We start from the raw sequence: 14929 nt of genomic DNA on the forward strand, positions 1-14929 counted from the left end.
TTCCGGGCGTGAGCCCATAATTTCAACGGCGCCGGCGGATGTCCGCTTTGAGACGCACGACGGACTCGAGTCGGGTATCGCGCGAGGTCCGAAAAGGGCCAACAAGAGACATTGAGAAAACGCCCGTTGACGAGTACCGTCTGCTCAACGTACTCGCTGCCGATCCGCGTAACAGAATAACATTAGGGCCATTTGGGCGAACAGCTCAACAAACATAAATGCCGGACAAGCCCTCTATCCAATCCAAGAAGAGATTAGGTTGGCGAATTGCCGTATGGGTCATCATCGCCTGCCCTGCGCTGGTTATAATTTTCATTGTCCAGGCACTCAGGGGATCGTGCTGGGACGAACGAACAGATTCAGCATCCCCGGATTCAGAGTACATCGCTCGCAGCGTCATACATTACTGCCGATATTTCGGTCCGGATGTTATGGCCACTCAGTATATCGAGTTGGCTAAGGCTGGCGGGAGCGACAGCGCCAAGGTTTTTGTGATCGATATGGGTGGCTCGGCAGTAGCGCGCTGGTCCGATAGTCAGCATCTAGCTGTTGAAATCGGAAGCAAATCTTCAGTTGCTTTGAGTTTGCACGATTTTGACGGTGTTCATATTACCTACTTTGTCCCCCAAAGCCTGATGAGCTCTTCATTTTCGGACGAGCGGATTGAAGACTCTCACCAAGCGGGCAAATTGAACGATGCCAACTATGAAACGCTGAAGAAAGCAAACCAGTTTTGGCGAGGGTGGGAAGAACGCTTCCTGCACTGGACGTCAGAGAATGCTACTATTGTTCAGAAGTAAAATGACCGCGCTTGACGCGGCAAAAGCGAATGCTGATCGCATCGGGCGAGATGTCCGCGTTGGGTCAGGAGCGGCTGTTGAGATCCGCTTGAGAGAAATTCCGGTCCACCTCCAGCAGCAGACTCGCGAGCAACCTCGCGCTTCTTCGGCTCCGGGCCAAAAAGGTGGTCTGCGTCAATCGATGGCGCGCATTGGAAGTCGCTAAAGCGGCGACGCAGGCCGTCAGGTCAATGAAGCGCGGCCCTTGAGCGACAGGCTGATCAGCCGCAATTCCAGACCGGTCCGATCGGTGTCCGCGTCCAGCACGGTCCGAAGCTGCCGCCATTGTAGTGGCCGCCGTAAAAGCCGGGCCGGCCGAAATAGTGCCAGTCGCCATCATACCCGTAGTAACTGGGGACCGGGTCAATATACCAAGGACGCCGGTTGCCGCGCGCAAAACGCCGCATCGCATCTTTCTGGTCGTAAAGCGGCAGGCTGTTGCTTAGCGGCTGATGGTAGCCCGGCAGGAAGCCATAGCCATGCCAGCGAGGCGCCGGCCGCTTATGAAGCGGCGCAGCCATCGCGACGACCGACAGCAGCGAGAGCACGGCAGCAATGGATAGACACATAAGGCGCGACATAAGCGCACCATAGACAGTCGGCTGCGGGAGGGCCATTCAAATCCGAGTGCGAAACTCTTCGCAGCCCGGAGCGGGCTGACTTTATCTTCGAATCAAACCGCTACAGGGTCCAACGACGAATGCGGGCTATTGATCCGACGACAGCCGGATGATCTGGCGCCCGTCATTCATCGCCTTGAGATTGTTGACGTACTCCTCGGGGCGCTGCCAGCGATAAGGGACTTTCAATCCCATAAAGTTTGCGATGTCGCCGATGAAGGCCGTACAGTTGGATATCTCGGCGCTCCAGACCGGTGAACTCGCCTGCAATTTCTTGATGTAGGCGAAAACCCGTTTCGCATCCGGCTCGTTCAAGTAAACCCGGTAACTGGCGGTCAGATATTCCGGATCGAGATCGCCATAGCTCGCCCCGGTCTCGGATGGCACCCACGTCACATAGCCGAGCATATAGGCCAAGGTGTCTCCCGCGGGGGTAAGGCCCGCGACTTCAACTTCCCGCTCGCTGGTCTTTCCGAACCAGACGAAGGCGTGTCCCCAGCTCGCCGCCGTTCTGGCTCTGAAATCGACGTAATACGGCCCCTTTGCCGATCCCGATACCGGCTTTCGAGTTGGCAAGGGCGCCGGGTTGGATTCGGTGGAAGCCCCGCTGGAAACAAGCGCATTCGCGTCAGCGATGCGCTTGTGGGGCTCCCGCTTCTGCTGGGAAATGACACGGTCCGAACCGGCGTGCGTGTCACTCTCATCCGCAGATGCCGGCTGGACTTCGCATCGGAACAAGACAGCGAATGCGAATCCCGCAAGCAGGCATAGTCCCAGTTTCTTTGGCTTAGTTGTCACGCTTCGCCCTTCAACCGCCGACAATATTCAGATTCTAAAGGTCGGATTCAACGAGACCCGAATCAATACCGCGCCGAGACGGGCGCCTTGCCCACCGGGTTCTTCCCGATCGGGGCTTTGCCAATCGGAGCCTTACCGAGCGGAGCCTGCTGATAGACGGGCTGCGGGTGCGGGAGGTCGGCCGCGCCAGCGACAGTCACCATGGCAAGCGTCGCACCGGCAATCATCATAACTTTCATCACGGTAATTCTCCTTGAGGTTAGAAGAAACAAGGCCGGAATCTGCTGACCTGTCCCTTAAAGATACACTGGGAGCATGAACGCCGGAATACGTCTACAGTACGGCAGACAGCACAGGCATGAGGAATCCGTCCACAGTGCGGCAGATATGACACATGTGGGAACCTGCACTCCTGTCGGGTCAAGAGCGACAGCCGGATGAGGGATTACGGTCTCCCGTCGGTGCCGCGCTCCCTTCACCCGATTTGTAGCGGACGATGCTTCAGCCCTGGGCGTGACGCGCCATGAAATTGTCGTAGCCGACTTCCGCGACCTGGAACCACTGATAGCCGGTGCTCGAGAACGCCATCAGCGATTCGTAGACCTTCTTGAAATTCGCATTGGTTGCGGCGACTTCGTTGTTGAGCTCCTTGGTCGCCTTGAGGCTGGCCTCCATGATTTGCGGCGAGAACGCGTGCAGCTTGGCGCCACCGGCCAACAGCTTCTTCAGCGCCAGCGGATTCACCGTGTCGTATTTGGCCATCATCCAGTTGTTGGAGAAATGACCGGCCTGTTCGAGAACGCTTTGATAAAATTTCGGCAGCGCATTCCATTTGTCGAGATTGACCATGACCAGCAGCATCGGGCCGCCCTCCCACCAGCCGGGATAATAATAATGAGGTGCGACCTTGTAGAGGCCGAGCTTCTCGTCGTCATAGGGCCCGACCCATTCCGCCGCGTCGATCGTGCCTTTTTCGAGCGCCGGATAGATGTCGCCGCCGGCGAGCTGCTGCGGCACGCAGCCGAGTTTCTGCATCACGCGACCGGCGAAGCCGGCGATACGGAATTTCAGCCCCTGCAAATCCTCGACGGTATTGATCTCCTTGCGGAACCAGCCGCCCATCTGGCAGGTGGTGTTGCCCGCGAGCAGCGAGATTACGTTGTAGTTCTTGTAGAACTCGTTCAGGACTTCCCGGCCGCCACCCAGCATGTACCAGGCCTGGTTCAGCCGCGCGTCGGGTCCGAACGGAATGCACGCGCCAAAGGTGAAGGTGGGGTCCTTGCCGAAATAATAATAGGACGCGGTGTGACCGAGTTCGACGGTGCCGTTCTGGACGGCGTCGAGCACCTGCAGGCCCGGGACGATTTCACCGGCGGCAAAGGTCTGGATCTGGAATTTATTGTCGGTCGCCTCGGCGACCGCTTTCGCCATCTGCTCGGCGGCGCCTTGCAGGGTATCGAGCGATTTCGGCCAGCTCGTCGTCATCCGCCATTTGATTTCCGGCATCGATTGCGCGATGGCCGGCGCTGCCATGGTCGCGGCGCCAGCGGCGCCGATGCCGGTGACCTTGATAAAGTCCCTTCGCTTCATGCTATTCCCTCCCGATGATTATGAGCAGCTTCTTTTTCGAAGCTTGGAATCGAGCATGAAGCATCCGGTTCGAGATTGCCATCGCGAACCGGCCTGCCGCAACGCAAAAAGCCCGGCCTCCTGTCGGAGACCGGGCTTCGTTGTGCCGATCGGGAAAAATCAGCCGCGCGTGCGTGAGCGGATCATGAAGCTGTCGAAAGTATATTCCGCGACCTGCCACCACAGATATTCGTCGGAACGATAGGCCTGCATCGCCTCGATCGACTTCTTGAAGTCGGGGTTGTTCGCCGAGATTTCCATCCACAATTCGTTGGTCGCCTTCAGGCAGGCTTCCAGCACTTCATTGGTGAAGGGACGAAGCTGGGTGCCGCCGGCGACGAGACGCTTCAGCGCGGTCGGGTTCTGCATGTCGTAACGCGCCGCCATCCAGGCGTTGGCGTTGGCGGCCGCATTCTCGATCACGGCCTGATAGCTCTTGGGCAGCGAATTCCACTTCTCGAGATTGCAGAACGCGTGAACCGTCGGACCGCCTTCCCAGAAGCCCGGATAATAATAATATTTGGCGACCTTCGAGAAGCCGAGCTTCTCGTCGTCATAGGGTCCGACCCATTCCGCCGCATCGATCGTGCCCTTCTCCAGCGCGGGATAGATGTCGCCGCCGGCAAGCTGTTGCGGCACGACGCCGACCTTCTGCAGCACCTGGCCGGCGATGCCGCCGATGCGGAATTTCAACCCCGAGAGATCGGCGACGGTCTTGATCTCCTTGCGGAACCAGCCGCCCATCTGGGTGCCGGTGTTGCCGCAGGGAAAGCCGATGACGCCGTATTTCTTGAAGAACTCGTTGCCGAGCTCGCGGCCGCCGCCCTGGTACCACCAGGAGTTCTGCATCCGCGCATTGAGGCCGAACGGTACCGACGCGTAGATCGCAAAGGTCGGATCCTTGCCGACGTAATAATACGCAACGGTGTGGCTCAACTCGATCGTGCCGTTGGAGGTCGCATCGAGCGCCTGCAACCCCGGAACGATTTCGCCCGCCGAGAACACCTGAATCTGAAATTTGTTGTCGGTCATTTCAGCGACGTATTTCGCAAATTCCACCGCGCCGTCGTAAATGGTGTCGAGCGACTTCGGGAAGCTCGACGTCATGCGCCATTTGATCTCGGGCGAGGACTGCGCAATCGCCGGCGAGGCAATCGCGGTGGCGGCGGCTCCGGCGGCTGAAACTTTCAAAAAATCACGACGCTTCATTCAGGCATCTCCTTGAGTGGCCGTTTCCCAGATTTCCTGGCGTAATTACTTGAGGCGGAGCGGTCTTTGCTCCGACCGCGCGCATCCTGGCGGGGGCCTTTAACACGGAAGCCTGCCTCGCGAAAACGCAACAAAGCCATGACAGAAGGAATTAAACGAAAGTTGAATATGTCGCGGCCGTTTCCTGCAAAGAAATTTCAGGCGGCCGCGATACTGCCTTGAAGCTGGTCGCGAACCTTGGCGGCGATCGCGCGGTAGATCGCGGCATGCGGACCGTCGGGTTCGCTGTCCACCACCGGCGTTCCGGAATCGGATGTGACACGAATCGACATGTGCAGCGGAATTTCGCCGAGGAACGGCACGCCGAGCCGCTCGGCCTCGTGCCGCGCGCCGCCGTGACCGAAGATATCCGATCGCGTGCCGCAATGCGGGCACTGGAAATAGCTCATGTTCTCGACAATGCCGAACACCGGCACGTTGACCTTCTTGAACATCGCAAGCCCGCGCCGCGCATCGATCAGGGAAAGATCCTGCGGCGTCGAGACGATGACCGCGCCCCTGAGCGGCACGTTCTGCGCCAGTGTGAGCTGTGCGTCGCCGGTGCCGGGCGGCATGTCGACCACCAGCACGTCGAGGGTGCCCCAGGCGACATCCCGCAGCATCTGGGTGATCGCCGACATCACCATCGGGCCGCGCCAGATCATCGCGGTATCCTCCTCGACCAGAAAACCGATCGACATGATCGCAAGGCCGAAGCGCACGATCGGAATCATCTTCTTGTCGTCGTTCAGTTGCGGCTTCTCGTGAATGCCGGTCAGCCGCGGCACCGAAGGTCCGTAGATGTCGGCGTCGAGCAGGCCGACGCGCAGACCGAGATCGCGCAGGCCGAGCGCGAGATTGAGCGCCGTGGTCGACTTTCCGACGCCGCCCTTGCCGGAGGCGACCGCGATGACCGCGGAGATGCCGGGGATTTCCGCCTGCTTCGCCATCGGCGAGCCGCCCGCGCCTTGCGGCGGCTGATGGGATGACACGGGCGCCACGCCCGGCGCATGACGGTGCGGCGGCGGTGGCGGCGCGGCTCCGGCCTTGCGTTCGGCGGTCAGCGCGACCATGACGGTGGCGACGCCGGGAATGGCGCGCACGGCGGCTTCGGCCTCGGCCCGCGCGCTTTCCCAGGCACGCGCTTCCGACGCCTCGACATTGATCGAGAAAAAGACCTTGCCGTCGCTGACCGAAATGGCCGAGAGCACCCCGGCATTGGCGAGGCCGACGCCGCGCGGCGACTTCACCTTGGCCAGACTGTCAAGAACCTGCTGCTGCGTCACGCTCAATGCGTATCTCCTCCGGCCTGTCTCTCGACGCGACACATAGGGCGATCCGGCGGAAAAGGATACCCGCCTCCCTGCGCAATCAGGCCTCGCGCGAGGGGAACGCCTCCCGGTCGCGCGCCCTGCCCTGTCAGATGGAGATGGTTGCCCTCCATGCCAGGGGGTTTATTGTGTGCTCATTCGTATCTCAACGCAGGGCGAGCCTGTTTCGAGGACCGGACGGTCCATCGCCCTGCCCCAGCATAACGCCGGCCGAACCAACGCCGCCGGCAAACCCCAAGGTTGTAAACATGGCTAAAGTCGCTTTTATCGGTCTCGGCGTCATGGGCTTCCCGATGGCAGGTCATCTGGTGAAAAAGGGAGGCCACGAGGTCACGGTCTACAACCGGACCGCGTCCAAGGCGAAGCAATGGGCCGACCAATTCGGCGGACGCACCGCGCCGACGCCGAAAGCCGCCGCCGAGGGCCAGGATTTCGTCATGTGCTGCGTCGGCAACGACAATGATCTGCGCGCGGTCACGATCGGCGCGGACGGCGCATTTGCCGGGATCAGGAAGGGCGCGACCTTCGTCGACCACACCACGGCGTCCGCCGAAGTCGCCCGCGAACTCGATGCGGAAGCAGCCAAACGCGGCTTCAAATTCGTCGACGCGCCGGTCTCCGGCGGTCAGGCCGGCGCCGAAAACGGCGTATTGACGGTGATGTGCGGCGGCAGCGAGGACGCCTATGCCGGCGTCGAACCCGTGATCGCCGCCTATGCGCGGATGTGCAAGCGGCTCGGCCCCGCGGGCTCCGGACAGCTCACCAAGATGGTCAACCAGATCTGCATCGCCGGCCTGGTCCAGGGGCTGTCGGAAGGCATTCATTTCGCCAAGAAATCGGGGCTCGACGTCCAGGCCGTGATCGACACCATCGCCAAGGGCGCCGCGCAATCCTGGCAGATGGAGAACCGCTACAAGACCATGAACGAAGGCAAATATGATTTCGGCTTCGCGGTCGAATGGATGCGCAAGGATCTGTCGATCTGCCTCGCTGAATCGCGGCGCAACGGGGCCAGCCTGCCGGTCACGGCGCTGGTCGATGCGTTCTATGCGGAAGTCGAGAAAATCGGCGGCAAGCGCTGGGACACGTCGAGCCTGCTGGCGCGGCTGGAACACTGATTTCGGCGCGAAAGTTCTCCGTCATTCGGGCGCGCGCAATAGCGCGCCCCCGGAATCTATGCCGCCACCTACGCTGCTGTAGGATGGATTCCCCGGTGCGCAATTGCGCCTCTGAGGTCCATGCTTCGGGTGCTCCGGAATGACGTGCCGCAGACGATGGCGGATCACGCCGGAATCGATCCGCCCGGCTGGTCCCCATGGGAGCGTAATTAACCTCCCGTTAACGAGATTCTATCGCTCTTTAAGGCTGCTCTTAATGATTTGGAGCCACAGATAGACCATGCAAAGCCCGCGCGGTTCGCGGGCAGGATTTGTGCTGTTCGATGAGTAACCCCGCTGAAAAGCCAGAGGTCGTTGAGCTTCCGGCCGAAACGCCGGCGGCCGTGCCGGCGAGCACGCGCCGCGCCGCCGCCCAGCGGGTGCGCGAAGCCCGCGACCGGTTAACGTCGACCAGCGGAACCCGTCCCGCGTTCGATCGCGAATTGCTGCGCCAATACGCCCAGACCCGGATCTCGGCGTCCTATGTCGTCATGCTGCTGGTGGTTGCAACCGGCCTCTTGTTCGGGCTCTGGATCCAGCCATTCTCGGCGGCGGCATGGACCTGCGGCATGCTCTGCATCCATGTCGTCATCGTCCGCAATTGCGTCAGGTTCCTCGCCGAGCCCGCGTCCCTCACCACGACCCGCAAATGGCGAACGCGGTTTGTCGCGCTCGATCTGATCTACGGCCTGTGCTGGATGGCGATCCTGGTCCATCCCGCCAGCCGCGACATCACCTCGAACACGCTGATGATGTTCCTGATGCTGCTGGTGATCGCGGTATCGAGCATGCTCGCGGCCAATCTGCCGATCGCCGCACTCGCGGCCACCGCTCCGGTCACGGCGGCGATCGCGCTGAATTTCGCGCTCAGCGGCACGTTCGACAGTTACGTCATGGCGTTGCTCGCGCTCGCCGCCGAAGGCTATTTCGCGCTGCTGGCGCGCCGCCTGCACTCCATCACGCTGGCGACGCTGGAGGCGCGGGCCGAAAAGGACGCACTGATCGGCGAGCTCGAACAGGCCAAGGCGATCTCCGACGAAGCGCGGCATCGCGCCGAATCCGCCAACGTCGCCAAGTCGCGGTTCCTGGCGCAGATGAGCCACGAATTGCGCACGCCGCTCAATGCAATCCTCGGCTTCTCCGAGGTGATGAAAAGCGAGATCTTCGGCGGCCATGCCGTGCCGGTCTACAAGGAATATTCGGCGGATATTCATAATTCCGGCGTACACTTGCTCAACCTCATCAACGAGATCCTCGACCTGTCGCGGATCGAGGCCGGACGCTACGAGCTCAACGAAGAAGCGGTGTCGCTGGTGCATGTCGTCGCCGACTGCCATCATCTGCTGAAGCTGCGCGCATCGAGCCGCAACATCACCATTCACGAGGTGTTCGAGCAGGACATGCCGCGGATCTGGGGCGATGAGCGCGCGACCCGCCAGATCGTCCTCAACCTGCTGTCCAACGCCATCAAGTTCACGCCGCAGGGCGGCGAGATCTGGCTCAAGGTCGGCTGGACCGCCTCCGGCGGACAATATCTCAGCGTCAAGGACACCGGCTCCGGCATCGCCGAGGACGAAATCCCGATCGTGCTGGCCTCGTTCGGCCAGGGCTCCAATTCGATCAAGTCCGCCGAGCAAGGCGCCGGCCTGGGGCTGCCGATCGCCAAGAGCCTGATCGACATGCATGGCGGCACCTTCACGCTGAAATCCAAGCTTCGCATCGGCACCGAGGTCATCGTGACCTTCCCGCCGGAGCGCGTGATGTCGGCCTTGGCGCCGATGGCCGAGGAAGCGCCGCCGCTGCAACCGGAAACCGCGCCGACCACCGCCGCCGACGAGAAGCGCAGGCCCCGCAACAAGCCGATCATGAGCGCCGGCACAGGATTGTAACCGGGATGCTTGCGCGAGCGACCAGAACCATTTCACTATGCCCCGATGAGCAAAGAAACGCCGTGCATCGCGGTTTGCATGATCGACCCCAAAACCAGCCTCTGCTTCGGTTGCGGCCGCACGCTTCCGGAGATCGCGCGCTGGCACCGGATGGACAGCGCCGAGCGGCAGGCCGTGATGGCGCTGTTGCCGGGACGCATGGCCGAGGCCGGAATGGTCCGGCTCGGGACCGCCGCCGCTCCGGAAGCGGACTGAGCAACGCACCCCTTCCGAACGCAGCCTTCCGCACCGGAGGTCTGCCGTGATCCGCATCCTGCTCGTGCTGGTCGTGCTCGCCGCAACCGCCGGCGCCGTGGTCGCCTATGGCGATCCGCAACAGCTCGCGCATGCGGGCCACACCGTCTCGGGCCTGCTGCACATGCGGTCGAATCCATCGGCGCGCATGGTGCAGATCCCGCGCGGACAGGGCGGCGAATTCGCGCTGCAAGCCAGGATCAACGGCGTCAACGCCCCGATGGTGATCGATACCGGCGCGACCTCGGTGGTCCTGACCTATGAGACGGCCAAGGCCGCGGGACTGCCGCTCGAACTGCTCGACTACGATGTCGACGTCGAAACCGCGGGCGGACATGCCAAAGCGGCGCGGCTGACGCTGGACCGTCTCGCCATCGGCAGGCTGGTCGAGCGCTCGGTGCCGGCGCTGGTGGTGCCGCGCGGACAGATGAAAACCAATCTGCTCGGCATGAGCTTCCTGGATCGGCTGGAAAGCTGGGAGGTCCACGCCGACCGGCTGATGCTGCACGGCTATCCCTAGAGCATGATCCGGAAAAGTGGACACCGGTTTTCCCTCGCGACAAACGCGGAACGCGTTTGCGCGGAGATCATGCTCAAACAATAAAATAGAGCGCGATGGCGATTCGGCCTAAAGCTATCGCGCTCTATAGCGTTTTCGAGCGAAGTGGCTTCCGGTTCGCGTTAAGAAAACGCGTCAAAACAAGAGAGTAGAGCCTCGGTTCTGATTCCATCAGAACCGAAAAGGCTCTAGGCTTCGTTCCGATTGAATCAGAACCGCAGCCTGGATTCTGTTTTGATCCGAGATCCCGCGGTTACGCCGCGATCGGCGCAGCAATGCGATCCTCGACCAGCGCGATCGCTTCGCGCAGAACATCAAGACCGGCATCGGCCCTGACGCCGCGCTCGGCCAGATGGCGGCGAAACGCCCGTGCGCCGGGCACGCCATGAAACGCGCCGACGAAATGCCGCGTGATCGCATGCAGCCGGATGCCATGTGCGAGTTCGCGCTCGATATAGGGCGACATCGCCTCGAAGGCATCCTTCATCGAGGCGTGCGGCGGCGTCTCGCCGAACAATTCGGAATCGACCGCCAGCAACCGCCAAGGCTCCCGATAGGCCGCGCGGCCCAGCATCACGCCATCGACATCGCCAAGATGCAGTTTGGCCTGCTCGATGCCCGCGATCCCGCCATTGATGATGATAGGTACCTGCGGCAGCGAAGCCTTCAGCCGATAGACCCTGTCGTAATCCAGCGGCGGGATGTCGCGATTTTCCTTCGGCGATAGTCCCTTGAGCCAGGCCTTGCGGGCGTGAACGATCAAGGCGTCGCCGCCGGCGGCGACCACATCGTGCGCCATCACATCGAGCGCCGTTTCCGGATCCTGGTCGTCGATGCCGATCCGGCACTTGACCGTGACCGGGATCCGCACCGCGCGCTTCATGGCGGCGACGCCTTCGGCGACCAGTTCCGGCTCCGCCATCAGGCAGGCGCCGAAACGGCCGTCCTGCACCCGGTCCGACGGACAGCCGACATTGAGGTTGATTTCATCGTAGCCGAAATCCTCGCCGATCCGGGCCGCGGTCGCGAGATCGCACGGATCGGAGCCGCCAAGCTGGAGCGCGACCGGATGCTCGCTGGCATCGAAGCCAAGCAGACGCTGCCGGTCGCCATGAATGACGGCGCCCGTCGTCAGCATCTCCGTATAAAGCCGCGCCCGCCGCGTCAGCAGACGATGGAACACGCGGCAATGCCGGTCGGTCCAGTCCATCATGGGGGCGACGGAGAACCGCATCGCCTTGGTTCTATTGTATTTTTTCGTCATTTTCTGTCATTTTTAGCTCGCCGGAAGCCGTACTGAGGCCCCCTTATTTTACGGCATTTTCTCACATTCTTCCGGCCCCGGTACTGCGGCGCAGTACCGTTCGGCCCGTGCAGTACCGCAGAAGAGGAAGTAAACGATCATGGGTACCGTTATAGCACGCAAGCAAAAAGATGGTTCCACCCGCTTCCAGGGACAGCTCCTGATCAAGCGGGACGGGAAGATAGTACATCGGGAAAGCCGGACCTTCGAGCGTCGGCAGGCCGCGGCCGCGTGGGTCGACAATAGGGAAAAGAAACTTGCCAAGCCTGGAGCCCTGGAGCGTCTCCACAATGCGGACCCAGACTTGGCGACTGTGATTGATCAATATGTCAGGGAATCGATCAAGGAGATCGGAAAGACAAAGGCTCAAGTTCTTCGCGCAATAAAGGAGTACCCCATCGCCCAAAAGCGGTGCTCTACAATAACAAGCGAAGATATCGTCGCGTTTGCGCAGCAGCGTGTTGCAAAGGTGACGCCCCAAACGGTCGGAAACTATCTGTCTCACCTTGGCGCTATTTTTGCGATCGCGCGTCCGGCATGGGGATATGAACTCAATCAGACGGCGATGGAGGATGCCCAAGTTGTCGCCAAGCGACTTGGCATTTCAAGCAAGAGCCGCGACCGAGAGCGTCGCCCTGCCCTGGATGAACTCGATAAAGTGATGGCTCATTTCACCGAACGTCATCGCCGGCGGCCATCCTCTGTTCCGATGCACAAAATCGTTCCATTCGCTATCTTCTCAACGCGCCGGCAGGAAGAGATCACGCGCATTTTTTGGAAAGACCTTGATGTAGAGGGGAGTCGCGTATTGGTTCGCGACATGAAAAATCCTGGCGAGAAGATCGGGAACGACATTTGGTGCGATCTTCCACCGCAAGCGTTGCAGATCATCCTTTCTATGCCGAAGGTGTGTGCGGAGATATTTCCCTACAGCACCGACGCCATTGGTGCCGGCTTCACACGCGCCTGTCAGTTCTTACTGATCGACGATCTACACTTCCACGATTTGCGACATGATGGCGTTTCCCGATTATTCGAAATCGGATGGAACATCCCGCGCGTGGCCGCGACTTCCGGTCATCGGTCTTGGAAGAGTCTCGCGCGATATACACACTTGCGGCAGACTGGCGATAAATATGCCGAATGGAATTGGCTGTCGGTTGCGACTGAACCTCTCAGCCCACGATCACGCGCCCGCAAGCGTGATGGGCGACGGCGAGACAAGTCTACAAAGGGCCGGCAGTCCGGCGCTCGCGGGACAAGCACTCGCCAGGAATTATTTTCGGTGACAACGCCTGCACCTCGCGTTCCAACACCGGTCGCCGCCCTGGGCGGGCGGCCGCGCAAGGCACATTCACTTGACGAATAAGTCCGGTAGCACTTTTGCTGCCCCGGTGTTGGTGTACTACCGTCGCAGATCGTTCGCTCGCGGGCGACCCCTGGCTTTTGTATCGAGACGAACCGCATTCGGAGCGGATCGATGCAGGCATTGTTCGATTGTGTGCGATCGCATCGCATGTAGACACCGCTCTTGAGCGGCATCTATAACGTCAGAAGTTGAGGATCTTTGGATAATCCAGGTTTTCTATCAACGTCAGGCAAACGTTGGTGGCATTTTCTATTGCCAATCTGCGGATTTCGCTTCCCGTTTCGTCATCAAGGTCGCCTTTGCCTGCGCAGAGGTCGGATATTCCGCGAACGACAATGCCACCGATCAAGGAGGGACATCCACCCTGCGGCGCAGGAGTTGTCCGCAGCAATTCCACCGAGCGGACCAAACCGTAACTCTCCATGTCCACTGCAAGTAACTCGCCGTTCTTCCAAGGGACGCGATCCTGTTCACCCTTTTGGCGATGGACGTCGAATTGAAGCTGCGTGTTTTTCTCCTGCAAATATTTCTTGTATTCTTCGCTGTCGACAACGTGGTGGGTTCCAAGAACCCATCCCATGTGAAGCTTCCGGCTTCGTTTTGTCGAAGGCAGCTCTTGGAATGCTGCCGGCAGCGAGGTGGTCTTTAGCTGTTGAAGACGGACCGACCTCAACGCAGGTTCAACGCCCGCTAAAATTTCGTCCGTTGGCAGGGATTCAATAAAGTGCCGCGCATAGCGAAGAAACGAATTGTCGAACAGTTTGTCTCTCTGATCGACGAGAATCTGGCCATTGGCTCCCGGCGGCCGCGTTTGTGTGGAATCGCAGAGACGGTATTTCGCAGGCTTGCCTCCGGTCGCAGCAAGGGACATGACTTTGTCGCCGGCGTATAATTTGACTTGATTTGAGACGACCACATCTCCCAAGCCGACTGTGGAATGCAGTGATCCTGAAATACCGACCATCAAGACCAAGGTTGGCGTGAAGGAGACAATTGCAGATGTGGTGCCGAGCACCGATTCAACTTGGCCCATTCCGTCTAGAGTCTGGATTACGACGCGAACTTTGCCAAAGGGAGAATCGTAGGCGCAAAGATAATTTCGACGTTCGGACGTCGGATCCCATTTCGGACGCTCTGTGAGAGCCCGATGGAAGTAGCCTCGCTCTTCCGGAAGCGCCACGACGAGAAGTATCGTGGCTATGCTGGTATCGTCCGGCTTATCGCCAGAGGAACCCCTTCCCCCCTTCGCCCTCTTCATTAGGGTCTTACCGCCCGTCCTTCAACATTCCCCGACACGCTGGTCACGCTGTAGGCGTCTTTATTCTCTACAAGCGATCGGAGCGCGCTGCGCACAAGGAAACGGTCAACCCCTTCGCGAATTACATAGCGAACCCTGATGCACCCGACTCGGATGTCCAAAAGATCCAACGTCGCAAGCAGTCGGCGTTCCAGGAATTCCTTAACGCGGAAGATCTCAGAACCGATCGCTTTCAGCTTGGTCGATTCGTAAATCAGCCGCGAGTTTATCGGCTTCCCACGCTCCTCCGGCCATTCGAGATCGAACACGACCGTTATCGTATTCGCTTTCTCGGGCGCACGAGTCGGAGCGGAATAAATCGTCCTGGCAAAATTTGCAGGGTGCTCTGCAATCTCGGAAAGAAAAGAACGCCGATCTCGCATGACGAAGAACCCTTGCTCCTTCTTACCCCCATGGCTTATCCCTGATTCTTCTGAAATTTGCATTAATCATCCATTGAACATTGCGATCGACGACCAAAAAATCCGATTGTCGAAAAGAGATTCCCGGCAAGGGAACCATCCAAACGCAACCTTGGAGCGAGGGCAAGGGGGATCCGGCCTTGGGCGCCGCAATTTGTCGTGGATGCGCAAGAC

At 60.1% G+C, this 14929-nt stretch carries 15 protein-coding genes; 6 read left to right on the plus strand and 9 right to left on the minus strand.

Annotated elements, in window-relative coordinates; genetic code table 11:
* The first annotated feature begins 218 nt into the window (after positions 1 to 218).
* Entirely contained in the window at positions 219 to 800 is a 582-nt protein-coding gene (locus tag HB630_RS14165) for a hypothetical protein (protein WP_213772854.1), read from the plus strand.
* A 260-nt stretch (positions 801 to 1060) separates the two neighbouring features.
* Here the strand turns inward: HB630_RS14165 and HB630_RS14170 are convergent, their stop codons facing one another.
* From HB630_RS14170 to HB630_RS14195, 6 genes are all read right to left on the minus strand, one after another.
* On the minus strand, positions 1061 to 1420 hold the full coding sequence (locus tag HB630_RS14170; RefSeq protein ID WP_249780846.1) for a hypothetical protein: 360 nt from the start codon (positions 1418 to 1420) through the stop codon (positions 1061 to 1063).
* 126 nt (positions 1421 to 1546) lie between these two features.
* Positions 1547 to 2257, minus strand: coding sequence for a hypothetical protein (locus tag HB630_RS14175; protein ID WP_213772856.1), 711 nt, complete (start codon positions 2255 to 2257; stop codon positions 1547 to 1549).
* 62 nt (positions 2258 to 2319) lie between these two features.
* Positions 2320 to 2499, minus strand: a complete 180-nt coding sequence (locus HB630_RS14180) for a hypothetical protein (RefSeq protein WP_213772939.1) — start codon at positions 2497 to 2499, stop codon at positions 2320 to 2322.
* A 259-nt stretch (positions 2500 to 2758) separates the two neighbouring features.
* A complete protein-coding gene (dctP, locus tag HB630_RS14185; protein WP_213772857.1) occupies positions 2759 to 3847 on the minus strand; it encodes a TRAP transporter substrate-binding protein DctP in 1089 nt (362 codons plus the stop codon).
* A 159-nt stretch (positions 3848 to 4006) separates the two neighbouring features.
* Positions 4007 to 5095 (minus strand): TRAP transporter substrate-binding protein, encoded by a 1089-nt coding sequence (locus tag HB630_RS14190; RefSeq protein WP_213772858.1) that lies wholly within the window; start codon positions 5093 to 5095, stop codon positions 4007 to 4009.
* A gap of 197 nt (positions 5096 to 5292) precedes the next feature.
* Positions 5293 to 6426: an Mrp/NBP35 family ATP-binding protein gene (locus tag HB630_RS14195; RefSeq protein WP_213772859.1), complete on the minus strand. Its 1134-nt coding sequence runs from the start codon at positions 6424 to 6426 to the stop codon at positions 5293 to 5295.
* Positions 6427 to 6713: 287 nt separating this feature from the next.
* On the opposite strand from HB630_RS14195, the gene HB630_RS14200 reads away from it, so the two are divergent.
* The 4 genes from HB630_RS14200 to HB630_RS14215 all read left to right on the plus strand — a co-directional run bounded on the left by HB630_RS14200 (position 6714) and on the right by HB630_RS14215 (position 10325).
* Positions 6714 to 7583 (plus strand): NAD(P)-dependent oxidoreductase, encoded by an 870-nt coding sequence (locus tag HB630_RS14200; RefSeq protein ID WP_213772860.1) that lies wholly within the window; start codon positions 6714 to 6716, stop codon positions 7581 to 7583.
* Between the two features lie 323 nt (positions 7584 to 7906).
* Positions 7907 to 9511: a HAMP domain-containing sensor histidine kinase gene (locus HB630_RS14205; protein WP_213772861.1), complete on the plus strand. Its 1605-nt coding sequence runs from the start codon at positions 7907 to 7909 to the stop codon at positions 9509 to 9511.
* A gap of 45 nt (positions 9512 to 9556) precedes the next feature.
* On the plus strand, positions 9557 to 9766 hold the full coding sequence (locus tag HB630_RS14210; RefSeq protein ID WP_213772862.1) for a DUF1289 domain-containing protein: 210 nt from the start codon (positions 9557 to 9559) through the stop codon (positions 9764 to 9766).
* Positions 9767 to 9812: 46 nt separating this feature from the next.
* Entirely contained in the window at positions 9813 to 10325 is a 513-nt protein-coding gene (locus HB630_RS14215) for a TIGR02281 family clan AA aspartic protease (protein ID WP_213772863.1), read from the plus strand.
* A gap of 292 nt (positions 10326 to 10617) precedes the next feature.
* Here the strand turns inward: HB630_RS14215 and dusA are convergent, their stop codons facing one another.
* Positions 10618 to 11628 (minus strand): tRNA dihydrouridine(20/20a) synthase DusA, encoded by a 1011-nt coding sequence (gene dusA / locus HB630_RS14220; protein ID WP_213772864.1) that lies wholly within the window; start codon positions 11626 to 11628, stop codon positions 10618 to 10620.
* A gap of 139 nt (positions 11629 to 11767) precedes the next feature.
* On the opposite strand from dusA, the gene HB630_RS14225 reads away from it, so the two are divergent.
* Positions 11768 to 13036 carry a tyrosine-type recombinase/integrase gene (locus HB630_RS14225; protein WP_213772865.1) on the plus strand — a complete coding sequence of 423 codons (1269 nt, stop codon included), beginning with the start codon at positions 11768 to 11770 and terminating at the stop codon, positions 13034 to 13036.
* A gap of 181 nt (positions 13037 to 13217) precedes the next feature.
* On the opposite strand, the gene HB630_RS14230 is transcribed toward HB630_RS14225, so the two are convergent.
* Positions 13218 to 14294 carry a hypothetical protein gene (locus HB630_RS14230; protein WP_213772866.1) on the minus strand — a complete coding sequence of 359 codons (1077 nt, stop codon included), beginning with the start codon at positions 14292 to 14294 and terminating at the stop codon, positions 13218 to 13220.
* Entirely contained in the window at positions 14294 to 14779 is a 486-nt protein-coding gene (locus HB630_RS14235; protein WP_213772867.1) for a hypothetical protein, read from the minus strand. Before HB630_RS14235 ends, HB630_RS14230 begins: the two co-directional genes overlap by 1 nt.
* Positions 14780 to 14929 lie beyond the last annotated feature (150 nt).

It is taken from the genome of Bradyrhizobium sp. dw_78, from assembly GCF_018449525.1.
In the GTDB taxonomy this organism is placed as follows: domain Bacteria; phylum Pseudomonadota; class Alphaproteobacteria; order Rhizobiales; family Xanthobacteraceae; genus Bradyrhizobium.

Excerpts from the sequence above, each read along its gene's own strand:
- HB630_RS14190 (WP_213772858.1), bottom strand. The coding sequence starts at position 5,095 with ATGAAGCGTCGTGATTTTTTGAAAGTTTCAGCCGCCGGAGCCGCCGCC.
- HB630_RS14225 (WP_213772865.1), top strand. The coding sequence starts at position 11,768 with ATGGGTACCGTTATAGCACGCAAGCAAAAAGATGGTTCCACCCGCTTC.
- dctP (WP_213772857.1), bottom strand. The coding sequence starts at position 3,847 with ATGAAGCGAAGGGACTTTATCAAGGTCACCGGCATCGGCGCCGCTGGC.
- HB630_RS14210 (WP_213772862.1), top strand. The coding sequence starts at position 9,557 with ATGAGCAAAGAAACGCCGTGCATCGCGGTTTGCATGATCGACCCCAAA.
- HB630_RS14170 (WP_249780846.1), bottom strand. The coding sequence starts at position 1,420 with ATGTCGCGCCTTATGTGTCTATCCATTGCTGCCGTGCTCTCGCTGCTG.
- HB630_RS14235 (WP_213772867.1), bottom strand. The coding sequence starts at position 14,779 with ATGCAAATTTCAGAAGAATCAGGGATAAGCCATGGGGGTAAGAAGGAG.
- dusA (WP_213772864.1), bottom strand. The coding sequence starts at position 11,628 with ATGACGAAAAAATACAATAGAACCAAGGCGATGCGGTTCTCCGTCGCC.
- HB630_RS14205 (WP_213772861.1), top strand. The coding sequence starts at position 7,907 with ATGAGTAACCCCGCTGAAAAGCCAGAGGTCGTTGAGCTTCCGGCCGAA.
- HB630_RS14200 (WP_213772860.1), top strand. The coding sequence starts at position 6,714 with ATGGCTAAAGTCGCTTTTATCGGTCTCGGCGTCATGGGCTTCCCGATG.
- HB630_RS14165 (WP_213772854.1), top strand. The coding sequence starts at position 219 with ATGCCGGACAAGCCCTCTATCCAATCCAAGAAGAGATTAGGTTGGCGA.
- HB630_RS14230 (WP_213772866.1), bottom strand. The coding sequence starts at position 14,294 with ATGAAGAGGGCGAAGGGGGGAAGGGGTTCCTCTGGCGATAAGCCGGAC.